The 26,672-nt window shown below is 34.3% G+C and carries 22 protein-coding genes; 21 read left to right on the forward strand and 1 reads right to left on the reverse strand.

Annotated features, from left to right (window positions below; translation table 11 throughout):
* Positions 1-45 precede the first annotated feature (45 nt).
* From ruvA to H2O64_RS00285, 7 genes are all read left to right on the forward strand, one after another.
* A complete protein-coding gene (ruvA, locus tag H2O64_RS00255; RefSeq protein ID WP_187560129.1) occupies positions 46-627 on the forward strand; it encodes a Holliday junction branch migration protein RuvA in 582 nt (193 codons plus the stop codon).
* 5 nt (positions 628-632) lie between these two features.
* Positions 633-7,859 (forward strand): T9SS outer membrane translocon Sov/SprA, encoded by a 7,227-nt coding sequence (sov, locus tag H2O64_RS00260; protein ID WP_187560130.1) that lies wholly within the window; start codon positions 633-635, stop codon positions 7,857-7,859.
* A 75-nt stretch (positions 7,860-7,934) separates the two neighbouring features.
* Positions 7,935-8,315, forward strand: a complete 381-nt coding sequence (gcvH, locus tag H2O64_RS00265) for a glycine cleavage system protein GcvH (RefSeq protein WP_187560131.1) — start codon at positions 7,935-7,937, stop codon at positions 8,313-8,315.
* On the forward strand, positions 8,308-8,700 hold the full coding sequence (locus tag H2O64_RS24140) for a VanZ family protein (RefSeq protein WP_187560132.1): 393 nt from the start codon (positions 8,308-8,310) through the stop codon (positions 8,698-8,700). The genes gcvH and H2O64_RS24140 overlap by 8 nt, the downstream gene beginning before the upstream one ends.
* A gap of 54 nt (positions 8,701-8,754) precedes the next feature.
* On the forward strand, positions 8,755-9,471 hold the full coding sequence (locus H2O64_RS00275; RefSeq protein ID WP_187560133.1) for an energy transducer TonB: 717 nt from the start codon (positions 8,755-8,757) through the stop codon (positions 9,469-9,471).
* A gap of 112 nt (positions 9,472-9,583) precedes the next feature.
* Positions 9,584-10,381 carry an energy transducer TonB gene (locus H2O64_RS00280; protein ID WP_187560134.1) on the forward strand — a complete coding sequence of 266 codons (798 nt, stop codon included), beginning with the start codon at positions 9,584-9,586 and terminating at the stop codon, positions 10,379-10,381.
* 427 nt (positions 10,382-10,808) lie between these two features.
* On the forward strand, positions 10,809-12,926 hold the full coding sequence (locus H2O64_RS00285) for a gliding motility protein RemB (RefSeq protein WP_187560135.1): 2,118 nt from the start codon (positions 10,809-10,811) through the stop codon (positions 12,924-12,926).
* Between the two features lie 286 nt (positions 12,927-13,212).
* On the opposite strand, the gene H2O64_RS00290 is transcribed toward H2O64_RS00285, so the two are convergent.
* Positions 13,213-14,115: an MBL fold metallo-hydrolase gene (locus tag H2O64_RS00290; protein ID WP_187560136.1), complete on the reverse strand. Its 903-nt coding sequence runs from the start codon at positions 14,113-14,115 to the stop codon at positions 13,213-13,215.
* Positions 14,116-14,272: 157 nt separating this feature from the next.
* Between H2O64_RS00290 and cyoE the strand changes: the two genes are divergently transcribed.
* The 14 genes from cyoE (at position 14,273) to tsaB (ending at position 26,662) form a co-directional block, all read left to right on the forward strand.
* Positions 14,273-15,184 (forward strand): heme o synthase, encoded by a 912-nt coding sequence (cyoE, locus tag H2O64_RS00295; RefSeq protein ID WP_187560137.1) that lies wholly within the window; start codon positions 14,273-14,275, stop codon positions 15,182-15,184.
* Positions 15,185-15,187: 3 nt separating this feature from the next.
* Positions 15,188-15,769 (forward strand): cytochrome c oxidase subunit 3, encoded by a 582-nt coding sequence (locus tag H2O64_RS00300; RefSeq protein WP_187560138.1) that lies wholly within the window; start codon positions 15,188-15,190, stop codon positions 15,767-15,769.
* A gap of 46 nt (positions 15,770-15,815) precedes the next feature.
* A complete protein-coding gene (locus H2O64_RS00305) occupies positions 15,816-16,901 on the forward strand; it encodes a cytochrome c oxidase subunit 3 (protein WP_187560139.1) in 1,086 nt (361 codons plus the stop codon).
* A gap of 29 nt (positions 16,902-16,930) precedes the next feature.
* On the forward strand, positions 16,931-17,320 hold the full coding sequence (locus H2O64_RS00310) for a cytochrome C oxidase subunit IV family protein (protein ID WP_187560140.1): 390 nt from the start codon (positions 16,931-16,933) through the stop codon (positions 17,318-17,320).
* A gap of 284 nt (positions 17,321-17,604) precedes the next feature.
* Positions 17,605-18,312 (forward strand): hypothetical protein, encoded by a 708-nt coding sequence (locus H2O64_RS00315; protein WP_187560141.1) that lies wholly within the window; start codon positions 17,605-17,607, stop codon positions 18,310-18,312.
* A gap of 4 nt (positions 18,313-18,316) precedes the next feature.
* The gene (locus H2O64_RS00320; RefSeq protein WP_187560693.1) at positions 18,317-19,018 is read left to right on the forward strand and encodes an SCO family protein; all 702 of its coding nucleotides are present in this window, start codon (positions 18,317-18,319) and stop codon (positions 19,016-19,018) included.
* Between the two features lie 12 nt (positions 19,019-19,030).
* Entirely contained in the window at positions 19,031-19,579 is a 549-nt protein-coding gene (locus tag H2O64_RS00325; RefSeq protein WP_187560142.1) for a DUF420 domain-containing protein, read from the forward strand.
* On the forward strand, positions 19,579-19,809 hold the full coding sequence (locus H2O64_RS00330; protein WP_187560694.1) for a hypothetical protein: 231 nt from the start codon (positions 19,579-19,581) through the stop codon (positions 19,807-19,809). The genes H2O64_RS00325 and H2O64_RS00330 overlap by 1 nt, the downstream gene beginning before the upstream one ends.
* A gap of 133 nt (positions 19,810-19,942) precedes the next feature.
* Positions 19,943-20,644: an ABC transporter ATP-binding protein gene (locus H2O64_RS00335; protein ID WP_187560143.1), complete on the forward strand. Its 702-nt coding sequence runs from the start codon at positions 19,943-19,945 to the stop codon at positions 20,642-20,644.
* Positions 20,637-21,866 (forward strand): ABC transporter permease, encoded by a 1,230-nt coding sequence (locus H2O64_RS00340; protein WP_187560144.1) that lies wholly within the window; start codon positions 20,637-20,639, stop codon positions 21,864-21,866. Before H2O64_RS00335 ends, H2O64_RS00340 begins: the two co-directional genes overlap by 8 nt.
* A 22-nt stretch (positions 21,867-21,888) precedes the next feature.
* The gene (locus H2O64_RS00345) at positions 21,889-23,151 is read left to right on the forward strand and encodes an ABC transporter permease (RefSeq protein WP_187560145.1); all 1,263 of its coding nucleotides are present in this window, start codon (positions 21,889-21,891) and stop codon (positions 23,149-23,151) included.
* A 40-nt stretch (positions 23,152-23,191) separates the two neighbouring features.
* Positions 23,192-24,361 (forward strand): efflux RND transporter periplasmic adaptor subunit, encoded by a 1,170-nt coding sequence (locus tag H2O64_RS00350; RefSeq protein WP_187560146.1) that lies wholly within the window; start codon positions 23,192-23,194, stop codon positions 24,359-24,361.
* 26 nt (positions 24,362-24,387) lie between these two features.
* Positions 24,388-25,719, forward strand: coding sequence for a TolC family protein (locus H2O64_RS00355; protein ID WP_187560147.1), 1,332 nt, complete (start codon positions 24,388-24,390; stop codon positions 25,717-25,719).
* 265 nt (positions 25,720-25,984) lie between these two features.
* Positions 25,985-26,662: a tRNA (adenosine(37)-N6)-threonylcarbamoyltransferase complex dimerization subunit type 1 TsaB gene (gene tsaB, locus H2O64_RS00360; protein WP_187560148.1), complete on the forward strand. Its 678-nt coding sequence runs from the start codon at positions 25,985-25,987 to the stop codon at positions 26,660-26,662.
* The last annotated feature ends 10 nt before the right edge of the window (positions 26,663-26,672 follow it).

Genomic DNA, 26,672 nt, shown 5'->3' on the forward strand with positions numbered 1-26,672 from the left:
TGTGAATAAATTTATTACATTTGGGACTTTAACTAGTTCAAATAGATGATTACTCACATACAAGGGAAGCTCGTAGAGAAAAATCCAACAGACGTTGTTATTGAATGTAATGGAGTCGGATATTTCATCAACATTTCGTTAACTACGTATTCTCAAATCCCGAATCAAGAAAACATAAAACTGTTTACGCATCTTTACGTTCGCGAAGACGCACAAACACTATATGGTTTTTTTCAAAAAAGTGAGCGTGCAGTATTTCGGTTGTTAATTTCGGTTTCTGGAATTGGAACAAGCACTGCGCGAACCATGCTATCTTCCTTAACTTCCGAACAAATTTGTGAAGCCATAAGCTCAGCGGATGTGGCTACAATTCAAGGAGTAAAAGGAATAGGTGCAAAAACAGCACAGCGTGTCATCATAGAATTAAAAGATAAAGTCTTAAAATTATACGATCTTGACGAAGTTTCAATGTCTCAAAACAATACAAACAAAGAAGAAACGTTATCTGCTTTGGAAGTATTAGGTTATACACGAAAACAATCTGAAAGAGTCCTCGATAAAATAATTAAAGAAATGCCTAGTGGAAGCGTAGAAGAAATGATCAAAATGGCATTAAAAAACTTATAATTACTTTGAAAAACAATACCGACTTAATAACAAAACATATCAAAAATGCGCTTGCCGTATTCGCTTTGTTATTTACCAGCATAGTAGCGGCGCAAGAACCAGCAACGCAACAACAAGATTCAACACAAATAGGCTTTGCCATTGGGAAGATAAAATTAAAAGACCCAACCAGCATTGTCACAAAATATACATACGATCCAAAAATAGACAGATACATCTACACGGAATCTGTTGCAAACTACGATATCCGATATCCGTTAATCTTAACGCCAAGACAATACCGTGAGTTATTGCTAAAGGAAAGTATGAAAGGTTATTTCAAGGAAAAGCTTGATGCTATTTCGGGGAAAAAAGAAGGTTCGGAAGATGCACTAAAAAACTTATTACCAATATTTGAAATCAATTCCAATTTCTTTGAAAGTATCTTTGGAGGAAATACCATTGAAGTAATTCCGCAAGGTTCGGTGGCAATGGATTTAGGAGTTCGTTTCCAGAAAAATGACAATCCAGCATTATCACCAAGAAACCGAAGTAACTTAAGTTTTGACTTTGATCAACGAATCAGTTTAAGTTTACTTGGAAAAGTTGGAGAACGATTAAAAATTAATGCAAACTACGATACAGAATCTACATTTGACTTTCAGAATCAAATCAAACTAGAATATACGCCAACAGAAGATGACATCCTTCAAAAAATTGAAGTTGGTAATGTGAGCATGCCACTGAACAGTTCTTTAATCACAGGAGCGCAAAGTTTATTTGGGGTAAAAACACAATTGCAATTTGGAAAAACACGTATTACAGGTGTATTCTCAGAGCAACGTTCGCAAACCAGAACCATTACCTCAGAAGGCGGTGGAACCATTGAAGAATTTGCTTTATTTGCATTAGATTATGACGAAGATCGTCACTTCTTTATGTCACAATACTTTAGAGATCGATACGATACTGCGTTAGAAAACTATCCATTTATCAACAGTCCTGTTGAAATTACAAGAGTTGAAGTTTGGGTAACCAACCGATCTGCTCAGACAAGTAATGTCCGTAACATTGTAGGATTGCAAGATTTAGGTGAAGCAGATCCGAACAAAACAAGAATCGGTTCAGTGGGAGGTTTCTTTAACTCAGTAAACCCGAATGATTTTCCAGACAACGAAAATAACAATTATAACCCAGAAACAATTGGAGCAGGTTCAGCACTTTCAGAACAAATTAGAGATATTGCAACCATTCAACAAGGATTTACTGGTGTTACAGCAGGCGCACAACAAGGATTTGATTATGTATATCTTGAAAATGCTAGAAAGCTTAACGAAAACGAATACAAAGTACACACCAAATTAGGATACGTTTCTTTAAACCAACGTTTAAGTAATGATGAAGTCTTAGCTGTTGCCTTTCAATATACCGCAAATGGACAAGTATTTCAAGTTGGTGAATTTGCCAATGGAGGAATTGATGCAACGCAAGTAACAAGTACGGATGTAGACGGAAATCCAACACAAATTCAAAATCAAAACTTAGTTGTAAAACTATTAAAAAGTGCTATTACTGAAGTAGAAGATCCTATTTGGGATTTAATGATGAAAAACATCTATGCTACGGATGCATACCAATTAAGTCCAGAAGATTTCAGATTAAACATATTATATACAGATCCTTCGCCAGTAAACTATATTACAGCGGTGCCATCTGGTCCTGCACTTCCCGCTGATGTAGCAGACGAAATATTATTAAAAGTATTCGGTTTAGACCGATTAGATATTTATCAAAATCCACAAGCAGGCGGAGACGGTTTTTTTGATTACTATCCCGGAATTACGGTCGATCAAGAATTTGGACGCATCATATTCACAAAAGTAGAACCCTTTGGAAACTTCTTATTTGAAAAATTAAGAAATGCAGCTTCTGAAGACTATGATGTTCCAATCAATTACAACGCCAACCAAACAAGATATGTATACAGAACGATGTATACCGAAACAAAAGCGGGCGCACTAGATGATGCCGATTTAAACAAATTTCAATTAAAAGGACGTTACAAATCACAAGGAGGCGACGGAATTCCGTTAGGAGCATTCAATGTGCCAAGAGGTTCTGTAAGAGTTACTGCTGGTGGACGTGTTTTGCAAGAAGGAATTGACTATACAGTAAACTATCAACAAGGACGTGTTACAATATTAGATGAAGGACTAAAAGCATCTAATACGCCAATTGATGTATCCGTAGAAAATAACTCATTATTTGGGCAACAAAACAAACGATTTACAGGAATTAACGTTGAACATCAATTCAATGAAAACTTCTTAATTGGAGCTACATATTTAAACTTAAATGAGCGACCAATAACGCAAAAAGCAAACTACGGAGCAGAACCAGTAAACAACTCTATCTTTGGATTCAACGGAAATTACTCAACAGAAGTTCCATTCCTAACACGATTGGTAAACAAGTTGCCAAATGTTGACACAGATGTAGTATCTAATGTTTCCATTCGTGGAGAATTTGCATACCTATTGCCAGGAAGTCCTAAAAATGCAGACTTTGAAGGTGAAGCAACCGCGTATGTAGATGATTTTGAAGGTGCACAATCTACCATTGACATCAAATCACCATTAGGTTGGTTCTTAGCAAGTACGCCCGGAACACCAGGAGATATTTTAGGTGATAACTTAGGAGGACAATTTGGAAACGATCAACTTGAATACGGATTCAACAGAGCAAAACTAGCTTGGTATACCATTGATCCAGTATTCTACGGAAATCAGGCACCAGGTGGACTTACTGATAACGACGTGTCAAGAAGTGAAACGCGTAGAATATTTGTAGACGAAATATTTCCACAAACAGATATTGCTCGTGGACAAACTACCATACAAACAACATTAGACTTAGCATATTATCCAAACGAAAGAGGCCCGTATAATAACAGACCAAACTTTGCAGACCAACCAGATCAAGAAAGTTGGGGAGGAATTATGCGTCCTGTAACAACGACAAACTTTGAGCAAGCAAACGTAGAATATATTCAGTTTTGGGTATTAGACCCGTATTTTTCGGAAGGAAACACCACAAGTCCAGGAGGAGAATTGGTATTAAACATTGGTAACATTTCGGAAGATGTGTTAAAAGATGGTCGTAAACAATATGAAAATGGATTGCCAGAAGCAGACGCAATCAATCCACTAGTAACACAAACATTTTGGGGAGAAGTGCCGCAAACACAATCATTAGTATATGCGTTTGATGCAGATGATGCCAACCGACAAGTGCAAGATGTTGGATTAGATGGTTTGCCAGATGATGAAGAAGGTTTAAAATATACAAACTATGCTGGTGAAGCCGATCCAGCGGCAGATAACTATCAGTATTTCTTAAATGCAGATGGAGATGTTTTAAATAGATACAAAAACTACAATGGTACACAAGGAAACTCGCCAATTGCAGTATCAGATACAAACAGAGGTTCAACAACGGTTCCTGATGTAGAAGACATCAACCGAGATCAAACGATGAACACAATTGATAACTACTATCAATTTAGAATTCCGATCAATCCAGGAATAGGAACTGCAACGACATACATTACAGACGAACGTACGGTAACCACAGATTTGCCAAATGGTTCTTCAATCAACTCACGATGGGTTCAATTCAAAATTCCAATCTCTGAATTCAATCAGTCACCAGATGCAACAGTGACACCAGATGAGAAAATTCCGTTAAACGATTTACGTTCTATCCGTTTCATTCGTATGTACATGACAGGTTTTAATGAGCCAACGGTATTGCGTTTTGCAACGTTAGATTTAATTCGTGGTGATTGGAGACGTTACAATCTTACTTTACAAGATAACGGAGATAGTCCGCAAGATGGTGTAGATACAGGAACACAATTTGATGTAAACACTGTAAACGTTGAAGAAAACGCAAACAAATTACCAATTGGATATGTAATTCCACCAGGAGTTGTTCGTGAGCAATTAAACAATAACAATACGGTTATTCGTCAAAATGAACAATCGTTGGCAATGTCTATTTGTGACTTAGAATCGGGAGATTCCAGGGGTGTATTCAAAAATATTGATATTGATTTACGACAATATAAAAACTTAAAAATGTTTGTCCATGCTGAATCATTATTTGGACAAACGGTACAATTAGCAGATCAGCAAGCAGTTGCTTTCTTGCGATTTGGAAATGACTTTACACAGAACTACTATCAAGTAGAAATTCCATTAAATGTAACAGCGGATAATGAATCTTCATCAGAAGATGTTTGGAGAAACGAGTTCGATATTCCATTAGCATTATTAACACGAATCAAAGCGGCAAACTTTAACAATGCCACCGCTGGAACAGAAGCGGCATACTACAATGAAAATGCAGAGCCAATTACAAACCAATTTGCAGATTATGGATCAGATGAACGCATGCGAATTGCCATCATTGGTAATCCTACAATTGGTCGTGTACGTTCATTAATGGTTGGTATAAAAAACTCAACAGCTACAAGTTTAGATGCAACAAATACACCAGTTGGTGGAATTCCAATTTGTGGAGAATTTTGGTTTAACGAATTGCGTTTAGCCGAATTAGAAAATCAAGGTGGTTGGGCAGCAGTTGGTTCGTTAGATGCAAACTTTGCAGATTTTGCAACGGTTTCTGCTGCGGGAAGAATCAGTACGGTTGGTTTTGGAAATTTAGAACAAACGCCAAACGAAAGAAGTAGAGAAGATGTAAAACAATATGATTTTGTTACGAATATAAGTTTAGGACAATTATTGCCTAAAAAATGGGGAATCAAAATTCCGTTCAATTATAGCATAGGAGAAGAAGTCATTACGCCAGAATATGATCCATTCTATCAAGATATCCGTTTGGATGATCGATTGGATTTAGCCGCAACACAAGGTGAAAGAGACAGAATCACTGAAGAAGCAATTGATTACACAAAACGTAAAAGCATCAACTTTATTGGTGTTCGAAAAGAAAGAGGTGCAGAGCAAAAACCACATTTCTATGATGTAGAAAACGTTACACTTTCGTATTCATACAACGAAACAGAACATCACGATTATGAAATTAAGTCGTTGCGTGATCAAAATGTACGTGCAGGATTAGATTATAACTTTAACTTTCAGCCAAAATCAATAGAACCATTCAAAAAGAATGATTCTTTATTCACAGGAAGATATTGGAAATGGTTAAAAGACTTTAATTTTAATCCATTACCGACAAGTATTTCATTAAACTCAAATATTACAAGAAGTTTCAACGATCAGGTTTATAGAGATCCACTATTGCCAGATGCTGAAGTAGAAAACTTACCGCGCTTGCAACAACGTAACTTCTTATTTGATTGGTCGTACGCCATCAATTACAATTTAACAAACTCATTACGTTTCAATTTTACAGCAGCCAATAACAATATTGTCAACAACTACTTTGATGAAAACGGCGAAATAGATGTTGATTATGGAATTTGGGATGGTTTCTGGGATGTAGGAGATCCAAATACGCATACACAATCATTACAGCTAACGTATGATTTGCCACTAAACAAAATTCCAACGTTTAGTTTCATAGATGCGAATTATAGTTACACAGGAGATTTTAACTGGCAACGTGGTTCTGATGTATTGCGAGAAGTTTCAGGAGAACGTTTAAATACAATCCAAAACGCAAACACACATACACTTAATGCTACGTTAGATATGACAAAATTCTATAAATACATAGGATTTGTTAGAAAGCGTAAAGTGAACAGAAAAACAAACTTACGACAAGCGGGTAAGCCAGGGATTCCTGCAACAACACCTGCAAACCAGCCGAAAAAACCAGCTAATAAATCGAGTGTTGGAAATAAAATTTTCAATACTGTAGTTGATATTGTTGGAAGTGTAAAACGTGTAAATATTAGTTACTCTGAAAATAATGGTAAAGTATTACCTGGATATACACCTTCTATTGGATTCATTGGAACGTTAAAACCTTCTATTGGGTTCGTATTTGGTAGTCAGGCTGATGTTCGATATGAAGCTGCGCGACAAGGATACTTAACAGAATTCTCAGAATTCAACCAGCAGTTTACCCAAGTTCACAATAAAAACTTAGACATTACTGCGCAACTAGAACCATTAAAAGATTTAAAAATTGATGTAGTAGCCAATCGTAACTATTCTGAAAATTTCTCGGAACAGTTCAATGTTCAAAATGGGGAATACACTTCCTTGTCACCAAATGGTGCAGGAAATACATTTGGAAACTTTGGAATTTCTACATTGCTCATAAAAACAGCTTTCAAGCAAAGTGATGCAGACAAATCAGTCACATTTGAAGATTTTGAAAATAACAGACAAATCATTGCACGACGTGTGGCAATTGAAAATGGGCAACCATTAACAGATACTGATGGAGACGGTTTTCCTGATGGATTTGGAAAAACGAATCAGGCAGTATTATTACCCGCATTCATTGCAGCATATTCTGGGAAAGATGCAAATGATGTCAAACTAGGCGCGTTTAGAGATGTGCCAATTCCAAACTGGACAGTGAAGTATACAGGTTTAATGCGATTAAAATGGTTTAAAAAGCGTTTCAAGCGTTTCTCTTTATCACATGGATATCGTTCAAGTTATACAATTAACTCGTTCAGAAACAACTTAGATTACGAAGCTGATACACCATTTTCTGCTACAAACGTTGATCAAGGTGGGAACTTTCACAATCAAAATATATTCTCTAATGTAAACTTAGTTGAACAATTCAATCCATTAATCAGAATTGATTTTGAAATGAAAAGTTCTATTAAAGTGTTAGCCGAAATAAAGCGCGATCGTGCATTATCATTAAGTTTTGATAATAACTTGCTTACAGAAGTTTCCGGAAACGAATACATCGTAGGATTAGGGTATCGTTTCAAAGATGTTCGAATTGATACACGTATAGCAGGAAAGAAAACAACACTAAAAGGTGACTTAAACTTAAAAGCAGATTTATCGCTCAGAGAAAACATCACCATTATTAGAAGTTTAGATTTATTCAACAATCAAGTAACAGCCGGACAAACATTATGGTCGTTAAAATTCACTGCGGATTATGCGTTGAGTAGAAACTTAACTGCCTTATTCTATTACGATCATACATTTTCTAAATTTGCAGTATCAACAGCGTTTCCACAAACGACGATTCGATCAGGAATCACGCTTCGATACAATTTTGGAAATTAACAATAATTGGAGTTGAAAACTTAAAGAGAAAGAACTACATTTGTTCAAACGATAACAAAAATAACATAGTAAAAAATGAACATACCAGCTGACTTAAAATATACAAAAGACCACGAATGGGTTAAAGTTGAAGGTGATATTGCAACTGTTGGAATTACAGATTATGCACAAGGAGAGTTAGGAGACATTGTATATGTTGATGTGGACACTTTAGATGATGAAGTTGCAAGAGATGAAGTTTTTGGAACTGTAGAAGCAGTAAAAACGGTTTCTGACTTATTCATGCCATTATCAGGAGAAGTTTCGGAATTCAATGAAGAATTAGAAGACGAACCAGAAGTTGTAAACAAAGATCCTTATGGAAAAGGTTGGATGATTAAAATTAAAATTTCTGATGCATCAGAAATTGACGATTTGTTAAGTGCTGACCAATACAAAGAATCTCTTAGTGCGTAAGTATATATATTCCATCTTTGCAATAGCTTGGATCATTATACTTACATTTCTTAGTTTAATATCTTTAGAAGGAGCACCCAATCTTGGATTCTCTTTTGCGGATAAGCTAATACACGGATTGGTATATTTTATATTTGCCATTCTTTGGTTTTTTTCCTTTTCAAAAGGAATCACAAATAAATTTTTCCAAAAAAATGCCATTATAGCGAGTGCTATTTTTGCAATTATTTATGGAATATGTGTTGAAATTATGCAAGAAACATTAGTTAGTAACCGACAAGGAGACTGGCAAGATGTTTTAGCAAATACAATTGGTACGATACTTGCAATAATACTCATAAAGTATATTGTATTGAACAGTAGAAAGTTAAAAACAGAAAATTAATTGTTTTTTCTGCTAATAAATAATTAAATTAGCGAACATTAAAACTAAATTATTATGGAAGCAAAAAAGAATCCAGATGTTGATTTAAGGAAAAATAGCGTTTTTTACCTTGCCTTAGGTTTAGCATTAGTAACATTTCTTATCTGGCAAGGTATGGAGTGGACTGCTTACGATGAAGTAGCAAAAGAAGAAGTCGTTGACATGATTGAAAATGATGATGAAGAAATGATCATGACACAACAACAAATACAACCGCCACCACCGCCACCGCCACCAGCACCAGAAATAATTGAAGTGGTAGAGGATGAGGAAGAAGTAGAAGAAACAGTAATTGAATCTGCTGAAACGTCTGAAGAAGAAGTAATTCAAGAGGTTGAAACTGTTGAAATTGAAGAAGAAGAAGAAATAATTGAAGATGTACCTTTCTCAGTAATTGAAGATGCACCAATATTTCCTGGTTGTGAGAAATACGCAAGCAAGAAGGAACGTAAAAAGTGTATGTCTGAGCAAGTGCAAAAGCACGTAAACAAAAAGTTTAATACTGAACTTGCATCTGATTTAGATTTAGAAGGTGTACAAAAAATATTTGTAGTATTCAAAATCGACAGACAAGGTAATATTACTGATGTACGTTCAAGAGCGCCACATCCAAGATTAGCGAAAGAAGCTGAAAAAGTAATTAGAAGTTTGCCGAAAATGAAGCCAGGTAAACAAAGAGGAAAGCCAGTAGGTGTAAACTATACGTTACCAATTGTTTTCAAAGTGCAGTAATTCAAAAAAAAACACTTAAAAAATATATAAAAAGCCCGAGCAACTTGCTCGGGCTTTCTTTTTGGTACGTTTCTTGTGTAGTTAACAGAACATTAACATTAAAACCGATTTTATGAAAAATGTCAATTACACAGAAAATGTGAATGCAACAGGTGTACACGAAAGTCACCTTGCCAAAAAGAATGATTTAAAAATCCAAAGAAGTCCTTTGTTACGATTCTCAGTAAGTCTCGCGCTGAGTTTATTCATTGTCTACACACTATTTCAGGTGGAAACAGCTACAGCTAAAACAGAAGCAGTTGATGTCGCTATATTAGAAGACGATGTTGCGTATGTGGAACCTTTTACGCCAGAAGAAGTAAAAGTGGTAGAAAAGCTAAAGCCTGAACCACTTGTTGAGAAACAAATCATCGCAGATGAACTCAAAGAAGTGCCAGATGATACAAAACTCAAAGCAACTGTTTTAGAAACAAGCACAACACCAAAAGAAGTTACGAAAGACTTTGATCCAAATGCTGTTGATGTTGCCGACACTGAAGAGGTTATTGAAGAAGTTCCTTTTGCATTTGTAGAATTTGCACCAATTTTTCCAGGTTGTGAAAAATATACTAGCAAAGCGAAAAGAAAAAAGTGTATGTCTGAAAAGATTCAAAAACACGTAAACAGAAAATTTGATACAGGGTTAGCGGAAGAATTAGGTTTGGACGAAGGAGTAAAGCGTATCGATGTGTTTTTTATGATTGATGAAAACGGAAACGTAGCAGGAATTCAATCGCGTGCGCCACATCCAAAACTTCAAAAAGAAGCAGAACGTGTAATTAAATTGCTTCCAAAAATGGAACCAGGAAAACAGCAAAATAAAAGTGTGAAGGTAAAATATACATTGCCAATTGTTTTCAGAGTAAATTAAAACAAAAAGGAACATTTATAAAAAAGGAAAACCGAGTTATTAACTCGGTTTTTTAGGTATACTTTCTGTGACATATCATTACATTAACATTAAAACCGATTATTATGAAAAATGTCAACTTAAAGCCTTTTGTAAATGTTACCAAGACTTACAAAGGTCATTTAATCAGAAAGTACACTACAAAAGTACGAAAAAGTAGCTTACACAGCTTTTCTTTAACCTAATTAATGCATATTATCGTTATATATTTGCTTTTTTAAGCGAAAATGCGTTCAATTTGCGCACTTTTTTTTACAAAATACTCAAAAAGCACTTTGATTTTTTTCTAATTAATGAAAAATGAAAGTGCTTTTTTAAGATTCTAACATCAGAATTATACGTAATGAATCTATTTTAAGTATCTTTCCAGCCAATAAAACCTCCAAATATGTTTCGACTAAAAACAGCTCTTTTAATACTTGTATTTTTCGTTTTTCAAATCGCGTTTGGGCAAATATCTACCTCAAATAGCGATTATGAAAAATACCCTGTATTTACAGAATGCGAAAACGTAGAAATTGCAAATCTGGAAAATTGCTTCAATACTACTTTGCAAACATTTATCAATACAAATTTCAAGCTTCCAGAAATCATCAGTACGGAAAACTATACAGGTGAAATGATTGTATTATTTGAAGTAACCAAAGAAGGTAAATTTAAAGTCTTATATGTAGATGCGGTTTATAAAGAACTCAAAACAGAAATAAAACGTGTTTTTGAATTGCTTCCAGAAATTGTAGCACCGACATACAGTGGAAGAACAACCTACATGCAGTTTACGATGAAATTAAACATTCCGCTAGGAAGTGTTGATGCTATCGAAAGTCTGAAAACACTTGAGGAAAAAGAAAATGCTTTAGAAGTTGCGGCTAAAAAAGAATTTGAGAATGTCAATTCTGAATTAGAAACCTATCAAGATGAGCTATATAAAAGCAATTTAAACATTCCGTTTTCGCATGATATGTATGCGTATTTTGACAGACAAGTAAACTTAGTTGGAACAAACAGTCATACGGCTTCAAAACCACTTTTATATAATACAGTTTCAAACTATTATGACTTTAATGCGCAACAGGCAACACTCAAAAAAGAAGCTTCTTCTTGGGTAGGACGCAAATTATGGAACGAACACATGGTGACTGTCAAAGGTAAAAACTATTGGTTTGTATTAGATCCTATTTTAGATTTGCAATTGGGTAAAAATACGGGCGGCGAAGTCGATTATACATATAATAATACCAGAGGTGTTCAAGTGCAAGGTGGTTTAGGGAAAGGGTTTAATTTTTCGGCAACGGTATTTGAAAGTCAAGGACGATTTGCAGATTATTTTAATAGATATGCAGAAAGTATAAAACCATCAGGTGGAAATCCTGCGATTATTCCTGGACGCGGAATTGCCAAAGGATTTAAAACAGATGCGTATGATTATCCAGTTGCGGAAGGTTATATTTCGTATGCACCAAACAAAATGTTTAATGTGCAATTGGGTCACGGGAAAAACTTTATTGGTGATGGATATCGTTCCTTATTTGTGAGTGATGCTGTAAGTCCATTTCCTTTTGTAAAACTAAATACATCTTTCTGGAAGATAAAATATACGAATACTTGGATGTGGTTGCGCGATGTACGACCAGAAGTTACGGAAGATGGAGCTTTCCTCACAAAATACATTGCGAATCATTACTTAAGCTGGAATGTTTCTAAAAAACTAAACATTGGTTTGTTTGAATCTGTTATTTGGAAAAACGATAACAATCGCGGGTTTGATATTAACTATGTAAATCCAATTATATTTTACAGAGCGATCGAATTCTCAACTGGTTCACGATCTGGAAATGCCATTGTTGGATTGAGTTCAAAATACAAATGGAATGATAATATTAATTTCTATGGTCAATTTATATTAGATGAATTTTCATTAAATGATATCAAAGCAGGAAATCAAAGTTGGAAAAACAAATTTGGTTTTCAACTAGGCGCAAAATATTACAATGCATTCAAAGTAGATAATTTATTGTTGCAACTAGAATATAATCAAGTGCGACCATATACATATTCGCACAATCAGGTAGCTACAAATTATGGACATAACAATCAATCGTTAGCACATTTATGGGGCGCAAATTTTCGCGAACTCATCGGAATTGCACGCTACAATTACAAACGTTGGTATGGAAGTGCTAAATTAATTTACGGGCAAAGAGGATTTGATTTTGATCCAACAATTGATGCTACGAGTTATGGGAGCAACATTTATATTGATAATGATAACAGAGTAGGTGATACTGGCATCGAATTATTACAAGGGAATAAGGCAAATATTCTGATTGGTGATTTGAATGTTGGTTACATCGTAAATCCAAAAACGAACTTAAAAATCTTTGCCAATCTTACGTATCGAAGCTTTAATCCGGATGCAAATACCTTGGTAAATTTCAAAGAGAACACAACATGGTTTAATTTTGGAATTAGAACTGATATTTTCAATTGGTATTTTGATTTTTAATAGTTAAATTAAATTTTTTTTATTAGATTTGTTACAATAGCCTCGATAACCACAAATCACGAGAAATCCAATTTCTTGTACCACCAAACCTATATTAAAAATGATTAAGCCGCTTTTCGTTTTTTTATTAATTATACCATTCATATATCTAGGATATAAATCTCTTGATTTATCTGTTTATAAAAGGAGTAGAGGGTCCAATTATATTGTAAAAGAATACCCAGTATTTCTACTGGGTTGTATATTTTTTACAATTGCTGGAGTGATTGTTGTAAATTTTGAAAGCTTACTGAACTTTTTGTAGACTTCTATAAAACGTTTTTCGCAAGACTTCTCCAGAAATAAACCAATCACCGTAACCTAAATCATCATACTTTTTGGTGAGTGAAGTATTTTTTGTTACTTCTTCTTCAGTTTTACCAGCTTTAATTTCAGCTAAGATAATTTCCTCAATACTTTCAAGCATTTTTAAATATGCCTGTAATTCAGCTTTCGTAGAAAGATTTCTATGTCCAGGAATTACTTTCGTTTCTTCATTAATCAATAACAACGCTTTCTTTATTGCGGCAATATATCCTTGTGTGCTTCCGCCAGAATTCAAATCGATAAAAGGATATTTTCCTTGAAAGTATGTGTCTCCCATGTGTAAAACATTACTTTTCGTAAAATAAACCATGGCATCACCGTCTGTATGTGCTTCATGAACGTGGAAAATAAAAATATCCTCATCATTAAAATGAAAAGAAACATCTTTTGAAAATGTAACTACGGGCAATGCACCTTTTGGCGATGCTGGCGTAGTGCGGTTTCGATCTTTATTAAACTGATTAACACTCATGCGTTTTCTCACGTTTTCATGTGCTACAATGACGGCACCTTCTTTATTAATATTTTCATTTCCTCCAGTATGATCGCCATGCCAATGCGTATTAATTAAAAACTTAATAGGTTTATCAGTAACTGTTTTAATAGCGGCTAAAATTTTTGGTGTTAAGTGTGCAAATTGATCATCAATCATAAAAACACCATCTTCACCAACGGAAATTGCAATATTTCCACCTTGCCCAATGAGCATATATACATTATCAGTTACTTTATTCACTTTAATTTGCACCTCTTTTTTCTGGGCAAACCCAATAGAAACAGCCATAAGAAAAGTGAGTAGTAGCGTAATTTTTAGAAATTTCATAAGATTTAGATTTTTGACAGTAGTCGTTTCTGAACGAACTTCCTTTTCAAAGATAAAAATAGAATTGCAATAACTATCCACAAAAGCATTAAAACTCTTTGAAATCATTGCACACAATGGATTAGTACTTTATCTTTGCAGGAATTTAGTAAGGTTGATGAAAACGGCATTGAATACACTCAAAAAAACATACTCATTTACTTCAATAATTGAAGATTTTAAACAGCTCACAAAAGTAGGATTAGCAATTAGCGTTGTCTTTTCTTCTTTAGCAGGATATTTACTTGCAGTTGGTTTAGATGGTTTTAGTTTTAAAGTTTTGGCTTTATTAGCTTTAGGAGGTTATTTTATGGTTGGAGCTTCCAATGCGTTCAATCAAATCATTGAACGTGATTTAGACGCTTTGATGGATCGTACGAAAGACAGACCTATTCCATCGGGTCGTATGTCAACTACGACCGCTTTTATCATTGCATCTGTATTAACACTCGCAGGAATTGTAATTTTATATACTATAAATCCTAAAACAGCGATGTTTGGGGCAATTTCTATCTTCTTATATACATGCGTATATACGCCTTTAAAAACAAAAACACCGTTAGCTGTATTTGTAGGCGCATTACCAGGTGCAATTCCTTTCATGTTAGGTTGGGTAGCTGCTACGGGTAATTTTGGAATAGAACCAGGAACACTTTTTATGATTCAATTCTTTTGGCAATTTCCGCACTTTTGGGCAATTGGTTGGTTTTTATTTGATGATTACAAAAAAGGTGGATTCTTTATGTTACCAACAGGAAAAAGAAACAAAGCAACTGCCTTGCAAATTATCATGTACACAGTTTGGTTGATTTTAATCTCAGTATTTCCAGCAACTGGACTTACAGGCGAATTAAAACTATCTATTGTAGCTGCAATATTAGTATTCATCACAGGACTTGGATTGTTGTACTATGCAATCCGCTTATATAAAAAGATGGATAACAAATCCGCAAAAGCATTAATGTTAGCAAGTGTTGGCTATATCACGATGATACAGATACTATTTGTTATAGATAAATTTTTACAGTAAAATATGGATTTAACGCAAGGAACATTTCAAGAAAAGCAAGATAGATCAAAGAAAATGATGTTGTGGTTTGCTATGATTAGCATGTTCATGATGTTTGCAGGATTAACAAGCGCGTACATTGTAAGTCAAGAGCGTCCAGATTGGTTAAAAGACTTTCAAATGCCAACGGCTTTTTTCTTGAGTACATTGGTGATTATGGTGAGTAGTATTACATTTTATATGGCAAAAAGTGCCATTCAAAAAGGATTACATCAAACAACAACAGTATATTTATTAGCAACATTAGGACTCGGATTAGCATTCGTAATTTTACAATTTGTAGGGTTCGGTCAAATCATAGAAAGTGGGTATCGTTTCACAGGAGAAGGAAGCACAGTAACCACCTCTTTCTTGTATATTGTGACATTTACACATATACTACACGTTTTTGCTGGTATTTTGGTGTTATTGGTTGTAATTTATAATCATTTTAAACAAAAGTATAAACAAGGACAAACGCTTGGTTTAGAACTAGGTGCAATGTTTTGGCATTTCCTAGATTTTCTATGGGTCTTCTTGTTTCTATTTTTATATTTCTTAAGATAAGAAAAAAACGTAAATTTGAACAATTTTTTAAAAATGCATACTTTTTATGGAAGCTACTGTTTCAAATACAGGTACTGAAGGTAAAGTTTGGGGAGGCGGCAATGAGCCGCTAAAAGCCAGCTATGGAAAAATGATGATGTGGTTCTTTTTATTATCTGATGCACTAACATTCTCAGGATTTTTAGCTGCGTACGGATTCTCAAGATTCAAATTCATCGATTCATGGCCAATTGCCGATGAAGTGTATAATCACTTTCCAGGTTTACATGGAGATCATCCAATGTATTTCGTTGCCTTAATGACGTTTATATTAATTGCTTCTTCTGTAACCATGGTACTAGCCGTAGATGCTGGTCACCACATGGATAAGAAAAAAGTAACTTTCTATATGTTCCTTACCATTATTGGTGGAGGAATATTCTTAGGTTCACAAGCTTGGGAATGGACAAACTTTATTCAAGGTTCTTATGGAGCGTTAGAAACAAAAGGTGGTCAAATACTTCAATTTGTGAATACAGACATGGAAGAAGGCGATGAAAAAATGCATCGAGTTTCCGTCGAAGATTTCGCAACAGCTTCTCATAAAGAAAGAATACAGCACAAAAGTAAAGAAGGACTTTGGTTTACATCAGAATCTGCATTGCCAGCATACTCAGTACAAGATGTCGTAACTGGATTCAATCATAAAGCAAATCTTGCAGTACGCACACAAACATTAATGCCAAACATATCCGAATTAAAAGCTTCGGGAGATGCGGAAAGTATCGCAAAAGCAGAACGTTTTGAAAAAATGTATGTAAATGCTGATCAAACAGGGCAAAAAGGAGTGTTGACAAGAGCTGAATCTGTAAAAGCTCTAAAAGACGCTGTAGTATATGTAAAAGGTGCAAATCTTATCCACAACGAATACGGAAACAGATTATTTGCTGATTTCTTCTTCTTCATTACTGGATTCCACGGATTCCACGTATTTTCGGGAGTATTAATCAATGTTATTATCTTCTTCAACGTAATCTTAGGAACGTACGAAAGAAGAAAGAATAACTACGAAATGGTAGAAAAAGTTGGACTTTACTGGCACTTTGTAGATTTAGTTTGGGTATTTGTATTTACATTCTTCTACCTAGTTTAATATTAAGAAAAGAAAGAGTATCATAGATCATGGGACACGATAACACACATAAATTAGCAATATTTAGAGGAACATTAAAGTTCAAGTCAAACGTTCAGAAAATTTGGGGCGTATTGATCTTCTTATCTATTATAACAATCATAGAAGTTGGATTAGGTATTGTAAAACCTAAGTCTTTAACGGAATGGTATCCATTAGGAATGAAAGCATTGAACTGGATTTTCATCATTCTAACATTAGTGAAAGCATATTACATTGCTTGGGACTTTATGCACTTGCGTGATGAAACAAGTTCATTAAGAAGAGCCGTTGTTTGGACCGCTTTTTTCTTAATCGCATACTTGCTTTTCATCTTACTACAAGAGGCAACCTATATTGAAGGTGTAAAAACAAATGGATTTGTCAAGTGGAATTTTTAAAAATGACACATAAAATATAGAGAAAAGGCAGTAATTATACTGCCTTTTTTTATACACGATAATTAAGAATTACTTTTGTTGTTTATAGAATTCAAAATCAAGTTGTTAATTCTTTCTAAAAAGTCAAAAAAAGGAAAGATTATAGCGTTTAATCGCGAATCGATTTTTATTTTTGTACTCAAGAAACATTTCGTTCAAATACATCAAAACCATTGTGTTTTATTATCGTGAAAATAATGGTTTGCAAATGCTAACGAACAGATCATAAACATTAAAAACTACAGATGAAAAAGAAGATCATATTAGGCGTTTTATTCTTATTGCCAATAGCTATAGTGCTAGTTCTTCTTTTTACCAAGCACAATTATACGCCGCTTCCAGTCATAAAAACAAACGTTCCCGAAATTGTTAATTACGAATCATTTGAAAAGAAAGATACGATTCAGTTTGAAAGCAAAATTACAATTCTCGGATTTCTCGGTGGAAATGTGAAAGACAGAAAAATTAATGTATTAAACCTCAATCAAAAAATATACAAACGCTTCAGTGGATTCAAGCATTTTCAAATTGTAATGCTCATCACATCTGGACAGGAAGAAGAAGTAAAAAGTCTGAAATATGAAATCAGTCGCTTTGCAGACGAATTAAAATCTTGGAATTTTGTGGTGGTTGATGAGACAGAATTGGTTCGAATTTTTAACGGACTAGAATCTCCTTTAGTCTTAGATGGATATAACAGTTCCGATTATGTATACATCATTGACAAAGACAGAAACCTTCGTGGGCGTTTTGACGATCGTTCCAAAGTGGAATTAAGAGAAGAAGTTGTGAAACCGTATATGTTGTACGGCTACAACACCATCAGTATTTCCGAACTTTCTGGAAAAATGACCGATGATATTCGTATTTTATTTCAACAAAGTCGAACGGCATCTGAAAAAGATGAATCGCAAAAAAGAAGAGAAGAGGTTATTAAGGTTGATAAAAAATAACATGATGAAAAATAACTATTCATATATAGGCATTGCGTTAATAATTTTAGTTTTCGGAATCATTTTCGTTCCTAAAATTGTAAATAGAATAAAAGATGGCGCTACTGTCGAAAAAGATAGAATGAACATTGAAGGAACGGAGCGCAACAAAAAACTATTATTTATAAAAATTAACGGAAAAGCGCGAAGTGTTCCTGAGTTCCTATTTACAAATCAAGACAGTTTAGAAATTTCAAATATAGATTTCAAAGGGAAAGTAACTGTGATGGAATTTTTCTTTGCTTCATGTCCAACAATCTGTCCTGTGATGAATAGAAACATGCGAACATTGGATGATGAATTTCATGAAAGAGATGATTTCGCTATCGCTTCTTTTACCATCGATCCTGAAAATGATACACCAAAAGCATTAAAAGAATATGCAGAACGTTACGGCGTAAAATCACTGAATTGGCATTTCTTAACAGGCGATTTGGAAAAAATTCATGCGTTGTCCAATACAGGATTCAATATTTTTGCAGGAATCAATCCGGAAGTTGCTGGCGGATTTGAGCATCAAGGATACTTTGCATTGATTGATAAAAATGGGTTCATTCGTTCTCGAAAAGATAATCACGGAAATCCTAAAATTTACTATCAAGGAACGGATGAAAAAGAAGTAGCGATGTTAAAAGAAGACATCAAAAATTTATTAGAAGAAGAATAGATATTTCAGATTATGGAAGCGAGCAATGACATTGAAAAAAAATACAAAAAGTGGATTATTATCTTATCAATTGCAATTCCACTCGTTGTAGCAGTTTTATTTGGTGTAAAAATACCAGATGCGAAACCATTAACGTTTTTACCTCCAATTTATGCAACCATCAACGGAATTACGGCAGTCTTATTAGTTGCGGCGGTAATTGCAATCAAAAATAAAAAAGTCAAACTACATGAAGTTTTAATGAAAACATGCATTGGACTTTCGGTCCTATTCTTAGGAATGTATGTGGCGTATCACATGACTTCAGAATCGACAAAGTTTGATGGCGAAGGATTTATAAGATATGTGTATTTCTTCATTCTAATTACGCATATTATATTAAGCATCGCAATCATTCCTTTAGTGTTAATTACCTATGTAAAAGCGTTGGCAAAACGTTTTGATAAACATAAAAAAATAGCAAAGATCACTTTCCCAATCTGGTTATATGTCGCAGTTACAGGTGTAATTGTATATTTAATGATTAAAGATGCTATGGACGCTGCAAACGCAATGTTATGATGAAAAAGAAGTATATCCTATTACTTATTATAATGCTTAGTGTTTTTTCATTAGAGGCACAATGCGCCATGTGTAGAGCTGTTTTGGAATCTGAGTCAGATCTTTCGCAAGCAAAAGGTGTAAATAATGGAATCGTATATCTTATGGCAATTCCGTATATCTTAGTGGCAACACTAGGGATTTTCATCTACAAAAAGTACAATAAAAAAACGGCAGAAAAAAAAGTGTAATTTTTTTGTAACGAAACGATACTTAATTAGTCTTACATATAATGGTTTTGCCATAAAATAAGATTAACACAATATTAATAATAGTTGTACCAGCAAATATGTACTATTGTGTACACTAACATCAAACCAAATTATGATTCAAATAGACGAATTACATAAATCGTATCGTATGGGAAGTAATAGTCTTCACGTACTAAAAGGAATCAATCTTGATATAAAAGAGGGAGAATTTGTTTCAATAATGGGCTCTTCTGGTTCAGGAAAATCTACACTATTAAACATTATCGGAATGCTTGATGAAGCCGAAAAAGGCTCGTATGTATTAGATGGTGTTCCTATTAAAAACTTGAGTGAAAAGAAAGCTGCGGTATATCGCAACAAATTCTTAGGATTCATCTTTCAATCATTCAACTTGATCAATTATAAAAATGCGATGGAAAATGTTGCATTGCCTTTATACTATCAAGGACTTTCAAGAAAATTAAGAAAAGAAAAAGCGCTATACTACTTAGAAAAAGTTGGTTTAGCAGATTGGGCACATCACTTACCAAGTGAACTTTCTGGTGGTCAAAAACAACGTGTAGCAATTGCACGTGCATTAGCATCGGAGCCAAAAGTATTACTTGCCGATGAACCAACAGGTGCATTAGATACGCAAACTTCGTATGAAGTTATGGAATTTCTTCAAGGTATTAATGACGAAGGGAAAACAATATTAGTAGTAACACACGAACATGATATTGCAGACATGACGAAAAGAATCGTGAAGTTAAAAGATGGTAAAATTGTAGAAGATAAATTCGTAGAACAAGTAAGAGCTTCACAATATGTTTGATTTAGATCGTTGGCTAGAAATATTCCAAACTATTAACAAAAATAAGCTGAGAACACTGTTAGCAGGTTTTACAGTAACGCTTGGTATCTTAATATTTACCGTATTATTTGGAATGGGAAACGGATTGAAAAATACGTTTTATACATTCTTCCAAGATGATGCTCAAAACACCATATTTATCTACCCTGGATTTGCAACCAAACCATTCAAAGGATTTAAAGAAAATAGACGTATAGAGTTTAAAAATGAAGACTTAGCGCTTCTAGAAGAAAAATTTGGGGATCGTATTGAATTCACTACGGCACGTATTTCTAAAGGAACTACTGTAAAATACAAAAGTGAATACGGAAATTATACAGTAAGAGCAGTGCATCCAGAACATCAATATCTAGAAAAAACTATCATTGATAGAGGACGTTTTATCAATGAAAATGATATTGAAAAAGATACGCGCGTTGCTACCATTGGACGTTTGGTAGAGAAGGATTTATTTGGAAATGAAAATGCGGTTGGTAAATATTTTACACTCAATAAAATTGTATACCGAGTTGTAGGTGTGTTCAGTGATGAAGGTGGTGACCGAGAAGAACGGAACATTTACACACCTGTAAGTACCACACAATTAATTTATAAAAACACCGATAAAATTGATCAAATCAACTTATCGTACGATATGGCAATCGGTGCAAATGGCGCACGAAGACTTTCAAGAGACATTAAAAAAGTACTCAAAGACAAACACAACATAGCGCCAAGCGATCGAAATGGAATCTATGTAGAAAGTGTCATTGAAGATTTAGAGCAAAACTTACAACTAGCAAACGTATTGCAAATCATCGTTTTCTGGATAGGTCTTGGAACTTTGTTTGCAGGTGTCATTGGAATTAGTAACATTATGGTGTACATCGTAAAAGAACGAACCAAAGAACTCGGAATTCGAAAAGCACTAGGAGCCAAACCAAGTACTGTAATTGGAATGATCTTGCAAGAAACAATGGTCATTACCATGATATTTGGATATATCGGATTGTTAATAGGAAACTTTGTCTTAAACTCCATGGGTAATAAATTGGAAGACTGGTTTATAACCAATCCAAATGTAAGTCAAGGAACCATCATTTTTGCAACGGTAATTTTAATACTATCAGGATTAATTGCTGGATATATTCCTGCAAGAAGAGCCGCGAGAGTAAAACCAATTGTAGCATTAAGAGACGAATAATGGGAAAAAATAAAGCACACAGATGAGATTTATATTCACAAGAGATACTTGGCAAGAAATATTTGGATCCATTCGTAAAAATAAATTACGAACGGCGATTACGATCATTGGTGTATTTTGGGGAATTCTACTCTTTATAGGATTGCAAGGTGCAGCTAAAGGAATGGAAAACGGATTTGAAGCTAATTTCAAAGGAATGGCTACCAATAGTATATTTCTTTGGGGGCAACAAACAGGAATTCCGTATGGAGGTTTCAATAGAAACCGAAGTGTCCGAATAGAACTTGGTGACACCTACCGAATTGCCAATCAGATAGAAGGTGTACAGTTTGTAGCACCTAGGAATGCAAAAGGAATCTTTGATGGCGCACCACCATTAGTTGTCAACAATCTCAAATCGGGGAATTACAAAGTATTTGGCGATTATCCTGTAATTGATAAGGTGTCAAAAAAGAAAATACGTGAAGGACGTTTTCTCAATCAAAAAGACATTGATGAAAAACGTAAAATATGTGTTATTGGAGAACGTATTCAAACAGAACTATTTGCAAAAGGCGAAAATCCTGTTGGAAAATATATCAAAATAAGTAACATGTATTTTCAAGTAGTTGGAGTCTACAAAAGAAACAATACAGATTTCTTTGAAGGAGACAATTCAATCTTCATTCCATTTACAACATTCAAAAAAGTATTCAATACTGGTAACAGAATTGGTTGGATGGTAATTGCAGGATATCCTGATGAAGATATCGTTGCCATAGAAGAAAAAACAAAAGCATTATTAAAAAGAAGATATTCTGTGCATCCAGATGACGAAAGAGCTTTTGGAGCCGCAAACCTTGGAGAAATGTTTGGTAAAATAACCGGATTTGTCAAAGGATTAAAATTTACAGCACTCATCGTTGGAATTGCTACGATACTTGCAGGCGTCATTGCCATTGGAAACATTTTACTAATTACGGTAAAAGAACGAACCAAAGAAATTGGAATCAGAAGAGCATTAGGCGCAACACCAGGAGAAATTCGTGGGCAAATCGTTTTAGAATCTGTATTCCTAACGTTAGTAGCAGGAATTCTTGGAATGATCGTTGGCGGATTATTATTATCTAGTTTAAATAATGTGGCGAAAGATTTAGATGATTTCCCATTTGTCAATCCAACAGTAAGTTTAGAATATATAGCAATGGCAATAGCACTTATGGTCGTATTAGGAACACTAATAGGATTAATACCAGCGCAAAGAGCAGTAAGTGTTCGCCCTATTGAAGCATTAAGAGAAGAATAACAATAACATCAATCAATATCATAATTTAAGAACAAAAAAAATGAAAAAAGTTTTATTAATCCTATTACTAATCGTGTTTATCTTAGGAGCATTTGGAGCTGCATCATACTTCATCAATTCTAACAAGAAAAGTATAGAAACGTTTGAAACGGCAACACCTTTTAAATCAACCATTATTACCAAAACGGTCGCAGCCGGAACGGTTATTCCTGAGGATGAAGTTGAAATAAAGCCTCAAATTTCTGGAATTATTGAAAAAATATTTGTGGAAGAAGGTGATAAAATCAAAACGGGAGATTTAATCGCACGCATCAAAGTAGTGCCAAACGAACAATCACTAAACAGCGCAAAAAACAGAATCAAAAATTCGCGAATTGTGGTAAACAATGCAAAAATTGCTTATGACAGAAACAAAACGCTTTTTGATAAAGGTATTATTTCAAGTCAAGAATTTGAAAGAGCAGAGCTTTCATACAGTCAGTCAAAGCAAGAACTTAGTAATGCACAAAGTGATTTGCAAATCATCAAAAAAGGATCTGTTGGAGGTTCATCTGCAAACACAAACATTAGAGCAACAGTTTCAGGAACTATCTTAATGATTCCTGTAAAAGAAGGAGATCAAGTAATTGAAAGTAACACCTTTAATGCAGGAACAAGTATTGCAACGATTGCTGACTTAGGAAAAATGATTTTCGAAGGAAAAGTAGATGAAGCCGAGGTTGGAAAACTAAAGCCAAACTCAGAATTAACCGTGAGTTTAGGAGCTATTGAGGGTAAAGAATTTGCAGCGAAGCTTACATTTGTAGCGCCAAAAGGTGTAGAAGAAAGTGGAGCCGTACAATTTAAAATTAAAGCAGACGTTGCTTTAGATGATGACTATTTCATCAGAGCTGGATATAGTGCAAATGCTTCCATTGAATTAGAGAAAAAAGAAGATATTCTAGTGATTGACGAAGCTTTATTACGATTTGATGCTAAAAATGAAGACAAGCCTTATGTGGAAATAGAAACAGGAGATCAAAAATTTGAAAAGAAATTTATTGAGTTAGGAATCTCTGATGGGAAAAACATAGAAGTTCTTTCTGGTTTAAAAGAAGAAGATAAAATCAAAATTTGGAACATAAAGGCAGCAAAGAAAGACGAAGAGGGAAAATCTGATAGTGAAAACGAAGACGGAGAAAGCGAAGATGAAGATGAAACAAACGACTAATTGCTAAAAAAATATAACCAATACATATGAAAAAAGTTTTTATATACATCGTGCTCATCGCAGGAACAATTGCTACGGTAAATGCCCAGAAAAGCTGGACATTAAAAGAATGTGTTGACCATGCATTAGAAAATAATATCGCTATCAAACAATCACAGTTAGATAGAAAAAATACAGAAATAAGTAAAAGTGACGCCATCGGTAACTTTTTACCAACTGCAAATGCATCATTTTCGCATTCTTGGAGTATTGGTTTGGGTCAAAACCCGTTAACAGGACAAATTGTAACGGCAACGCAGAAGAATACAAGTGGATCACTGAATATTGGAGTTGATATCTATAATGGATTGCAAAATGTAAACAGATTGCACAGAGCAAATTTGGCAATTTTGGCAAACCAATATCAGTTAGATGATATCAAAGACAATACATCACTACAAGTAGTACAAAGCTTTTTACAAATTTTGTTTAATAAAGAATCATTAAAAGTATTACAAACACAATATGCAGTAACCATTGCAGAGCTAAAACGTACCAACGAATTAGTAAAAGAAGGTGTGGTGCCAAAAGGAGATGCATTAGAAATAGAAGCGAATGCAGCAACACAAGAACAACAAATTGTAAATGCTGAAAATGCATTGCGTTTCTCTAAAATATCTTTGGCACAATTACTATTAATCAATGATTATGAAAACTTTGATGTAGCAGAAGGTGATTACATGATTCCGGCTACGACAATTATGAACAATACGCCAAGACAAATATTTGAAAAATCGTTGGAAGTGCGTAACAATGTAAAAATATCAGAATCAAATATTGAATTGGCTGAATACGATTTAAAAATTGCTAAAGGTGCAAGATTGCCAAGTCTTTCAGCATTCTACGGATTCAGTACAAATTACTTTGACAGTGAATTGTTCCCAACAACTCCATTTAACATACAAATTTCTGATAACAAAAGCCATGCATTTGGTTTACGTTTAAACATTCCTATCTTAAATGGTTTTAGTGCGCGTAACAATGTTCGTCGTAATGAAATTGCTATTGAAAGAGCAAAATTAAATTTGGATCAAGTAAAAATTGACTTAGAGGCAACTGTTAACCAAGCATACAACGATACAAAAGGAGCGTTAAAAGCGTATGAAGCTGCTGAAAAAACATTAGTATCTCGAAAAGAAGCACACAAATATTCAACAGAACGTTTCAATGAAGGTATGATGAATTCATTTGATTTTAGTCAATCAAAACAACGATTGGAAAGCGCTGAATCAGATGTGGTTCGTACAAAATTTGATTACATCTTTAGATTAAAAATACTAGAATTCTATTTTGGACTTCCACTTACGGATCTAAAATAAAAAATACACATAACACACAAAAAAGCATTAATCCTTTCCAAAAGGTTGATGCTTTTTTACTTTTAATGAAACTCAATTTGAAGAAGTCTGGAAGACGCACTTCAAACTGTAAGTTGAATTAATCCTGATGAAAATCAGGATCTCACTTCTAACATTTTTAAGAAGTCTAATTGATTAATCTAAATTCAAAAAATATTTTTCAGTTCAGAACTTGTCCTAAGGTATAATACCTTTTACTTTTGCAAAAAAAAATAGTTGAAATCAAATGGCAATACGATTGTACATAGAAACAGCAACGACCAACTGTTCGGTTTGTTTAGCAGATGATGATGAAATCTTATATTTCAAGGAAGAAAATGACAAAAACTATTCACATGCTGAAAAATTGCACGTATTCATCAAAGAAGCGTATGAGACAGCTCAAATAAAACCAGCAGCTGTATCTGCCATAATTGTTGGAAAAGGTCCAGGGTCATACACCGGATTGCGTATTGGTGTCTCTACGGCAAAAGGATTGTGTTTTGCTTCTGACATTGCACTCGTTGCTATTGAAAGTTTAGAGATCTTAGCGCGTTCAATTAACGTTAACGATGGAATTATCCTTTCATTACTAGATGCACGCCGTATGGAAGTCTATTCGGCTGTATTTAACTCAAATCATGAGCAAATCAGAGAAACCAAAGCAGAAATTATCACTGAAGATTCATTTTCAGACTATTTAGCAAAAGGAAAAGTACACTTCATAGGAAACGGAGCAGAAAAATGCAAAGGTGTCATTACACATGAAAATGCTGTTTTTTATGATGAAATTTACTTTCCATCTACCAAACACATGATCGCTATCGGAATGGACAAGCACAAAAAAAACGACACCGAAGATGTCGCTTATTTTGAACCATATTATTTAAAAGATTTTGTGGTGACAAAACCCAAAAAAAAATAATTTTGTCTAA

The sequence above is a fragment of the Kordia aestuariivivens genome, assembly GCF_014397005.1.
GTDB classification, from domain to species: Bacteria; Bacteroidota; Bacteroidia; order Flavobacteriales; family Flavobacteriaceae; genus Kordia; species Kordia aestuariivivens.

Excerpts from the sequence above, each read along its gene's own strand:
- H2O64_RS00355 (WP_187560147.1), top strand. The coding sequence starts at position 24,388 with ATGAAAAAAGTTTTTATATACATCGTGCTCATCGCAGGAACAATTGCT.
- H2O64_RS00280 (WP_187560134.1), top strand. The coding sequence starts at position 9,584 with ATGAAAAATGTCAATTACACAGAAAATGTGAATGCAACAGGTGTACAC.
- cyoE (WP_187560137.1), top strand. The coding sequence starts at position 14,273 with ATGAAAACGGCATTGAATACACTCAAAAAAACATACTCATTTACTTCA.
- gcvH (WP_187560131.1), top strand. The coding sequence starts at position 7,935 with ATGAACATACCAGCTGACTTAAAATATACAAAAGACCACGAATGGGTT.
- H2O64_RS00325 (WP_187560142.1), top strand. The coding sequence starts at position 19,031 with ATGGAAGCGAGCAATGACATTGAAAAAAAATACAAAAAGTGGATTATT.
- H2O64_RS00330 (WP_187560694.1), top strand. The coding sequence starts at position 19,579 with ATGAAAAAGAAGTATATCCTATTACTTATTATAATGCTTAGTGTTTTT.
- H2O64_RS00305 (WP_187560139.1), top strand. The coding sequence starts at position 15,816 with ATGGAAGCTACTGTTTCAAATACAGGTACTGAAGGTAAAGTTTGGGGA.
- H2O64_RS00275 (WP_187560133.1), top strand. The coding sequence starts at position 8,755 with ATGGAAGCAAAAAAGAATCCAGATGTTGATTTAAGGAAAAATAGCGTT.
- ruvA (WP_187560129.1), top strand. The coding sequence starts at position 46 with ATGATTACTCACATACAAGGGAAGCTCGTAGAGAAAAATCCAACAGAC.
- tsaB (WP_187560148.1), top strand. The coding sequence starts at position 25,985 with ATGGCAATACGATTGTACATAGAAACAGCAACGACCAACTGTTCGGTT.
- H2O64_RS00320 (WP_187560693.1), top strand. The coding sequence starts at position 18,317 with ATGAAAAATAACTATTCATATATAGGCATTGCGTTAATAATTTTAGTT.
- H2O64_RS00290 (WP_187560136.1), bottom strand. The coding sequence starts at position 14,115 with ATGAAATTTCTAAAAATTACGCTACTACTCACTTTTCTTATGGCTGTT.
- H2O64_RS00300 (WP_187560138.1), top strand. The coding sequence starts at position 15,188 with ATGGATTTAACGCAAGGAACATTTCAAGAAAAGCAAGATAGATCAAAG.
- H2O64_RS00335 (WP_187560143.1), top strand. The coding sequence starts at position 19,943 with ATGATTCAAATAGACGAATTACATAAATCGTATCGTATGGGAAGTAAT.
- H2O64_RS00285 (WP_187560135.1), top strand. The coding sequence starts at position 10,809 with ATGTTTCGACTAAAAACAGCTCTTTTAATACTTGTATTTTTCGTTTTT.
- H2O64_RS00310 (WP_187560140.1), top strand. The coding sequence starts at position 16,931 with ATGGGACACGATAACACACATAAATTAGCAATATTTAGAGGAACATTA.
- H2O64_RS00340 (WP_187560144.1), top strand. The coding sequence starts at position 20,637 with ATGTTTGATTTAGATCGTTGGCTAGAAATATTCCAAACTATTAACAAA.
- H2O64_RS00315 (WP_187560141.1), top strand. The coding sequence starts at position 17,605 with ATGAAAAAGAAGATCATATTAGGCGTTTTATTCTTATTGCCAATAGCT.
- H2O64_RS00345 (WP_187560145.1), top strand. The coding sequence starts at position 21,889 with ATGAGATTTATATTCACAAGAGATACTTGGCAAGAAATATTTGGATCC.
- H2O64_RS00350 (WP_187560146.1), top strand. The coding sequence starts at position 23,192 with ATGAAAAAAGTTTTATTAATCCTATTACTAATCGTGTTTATCTTAGGA.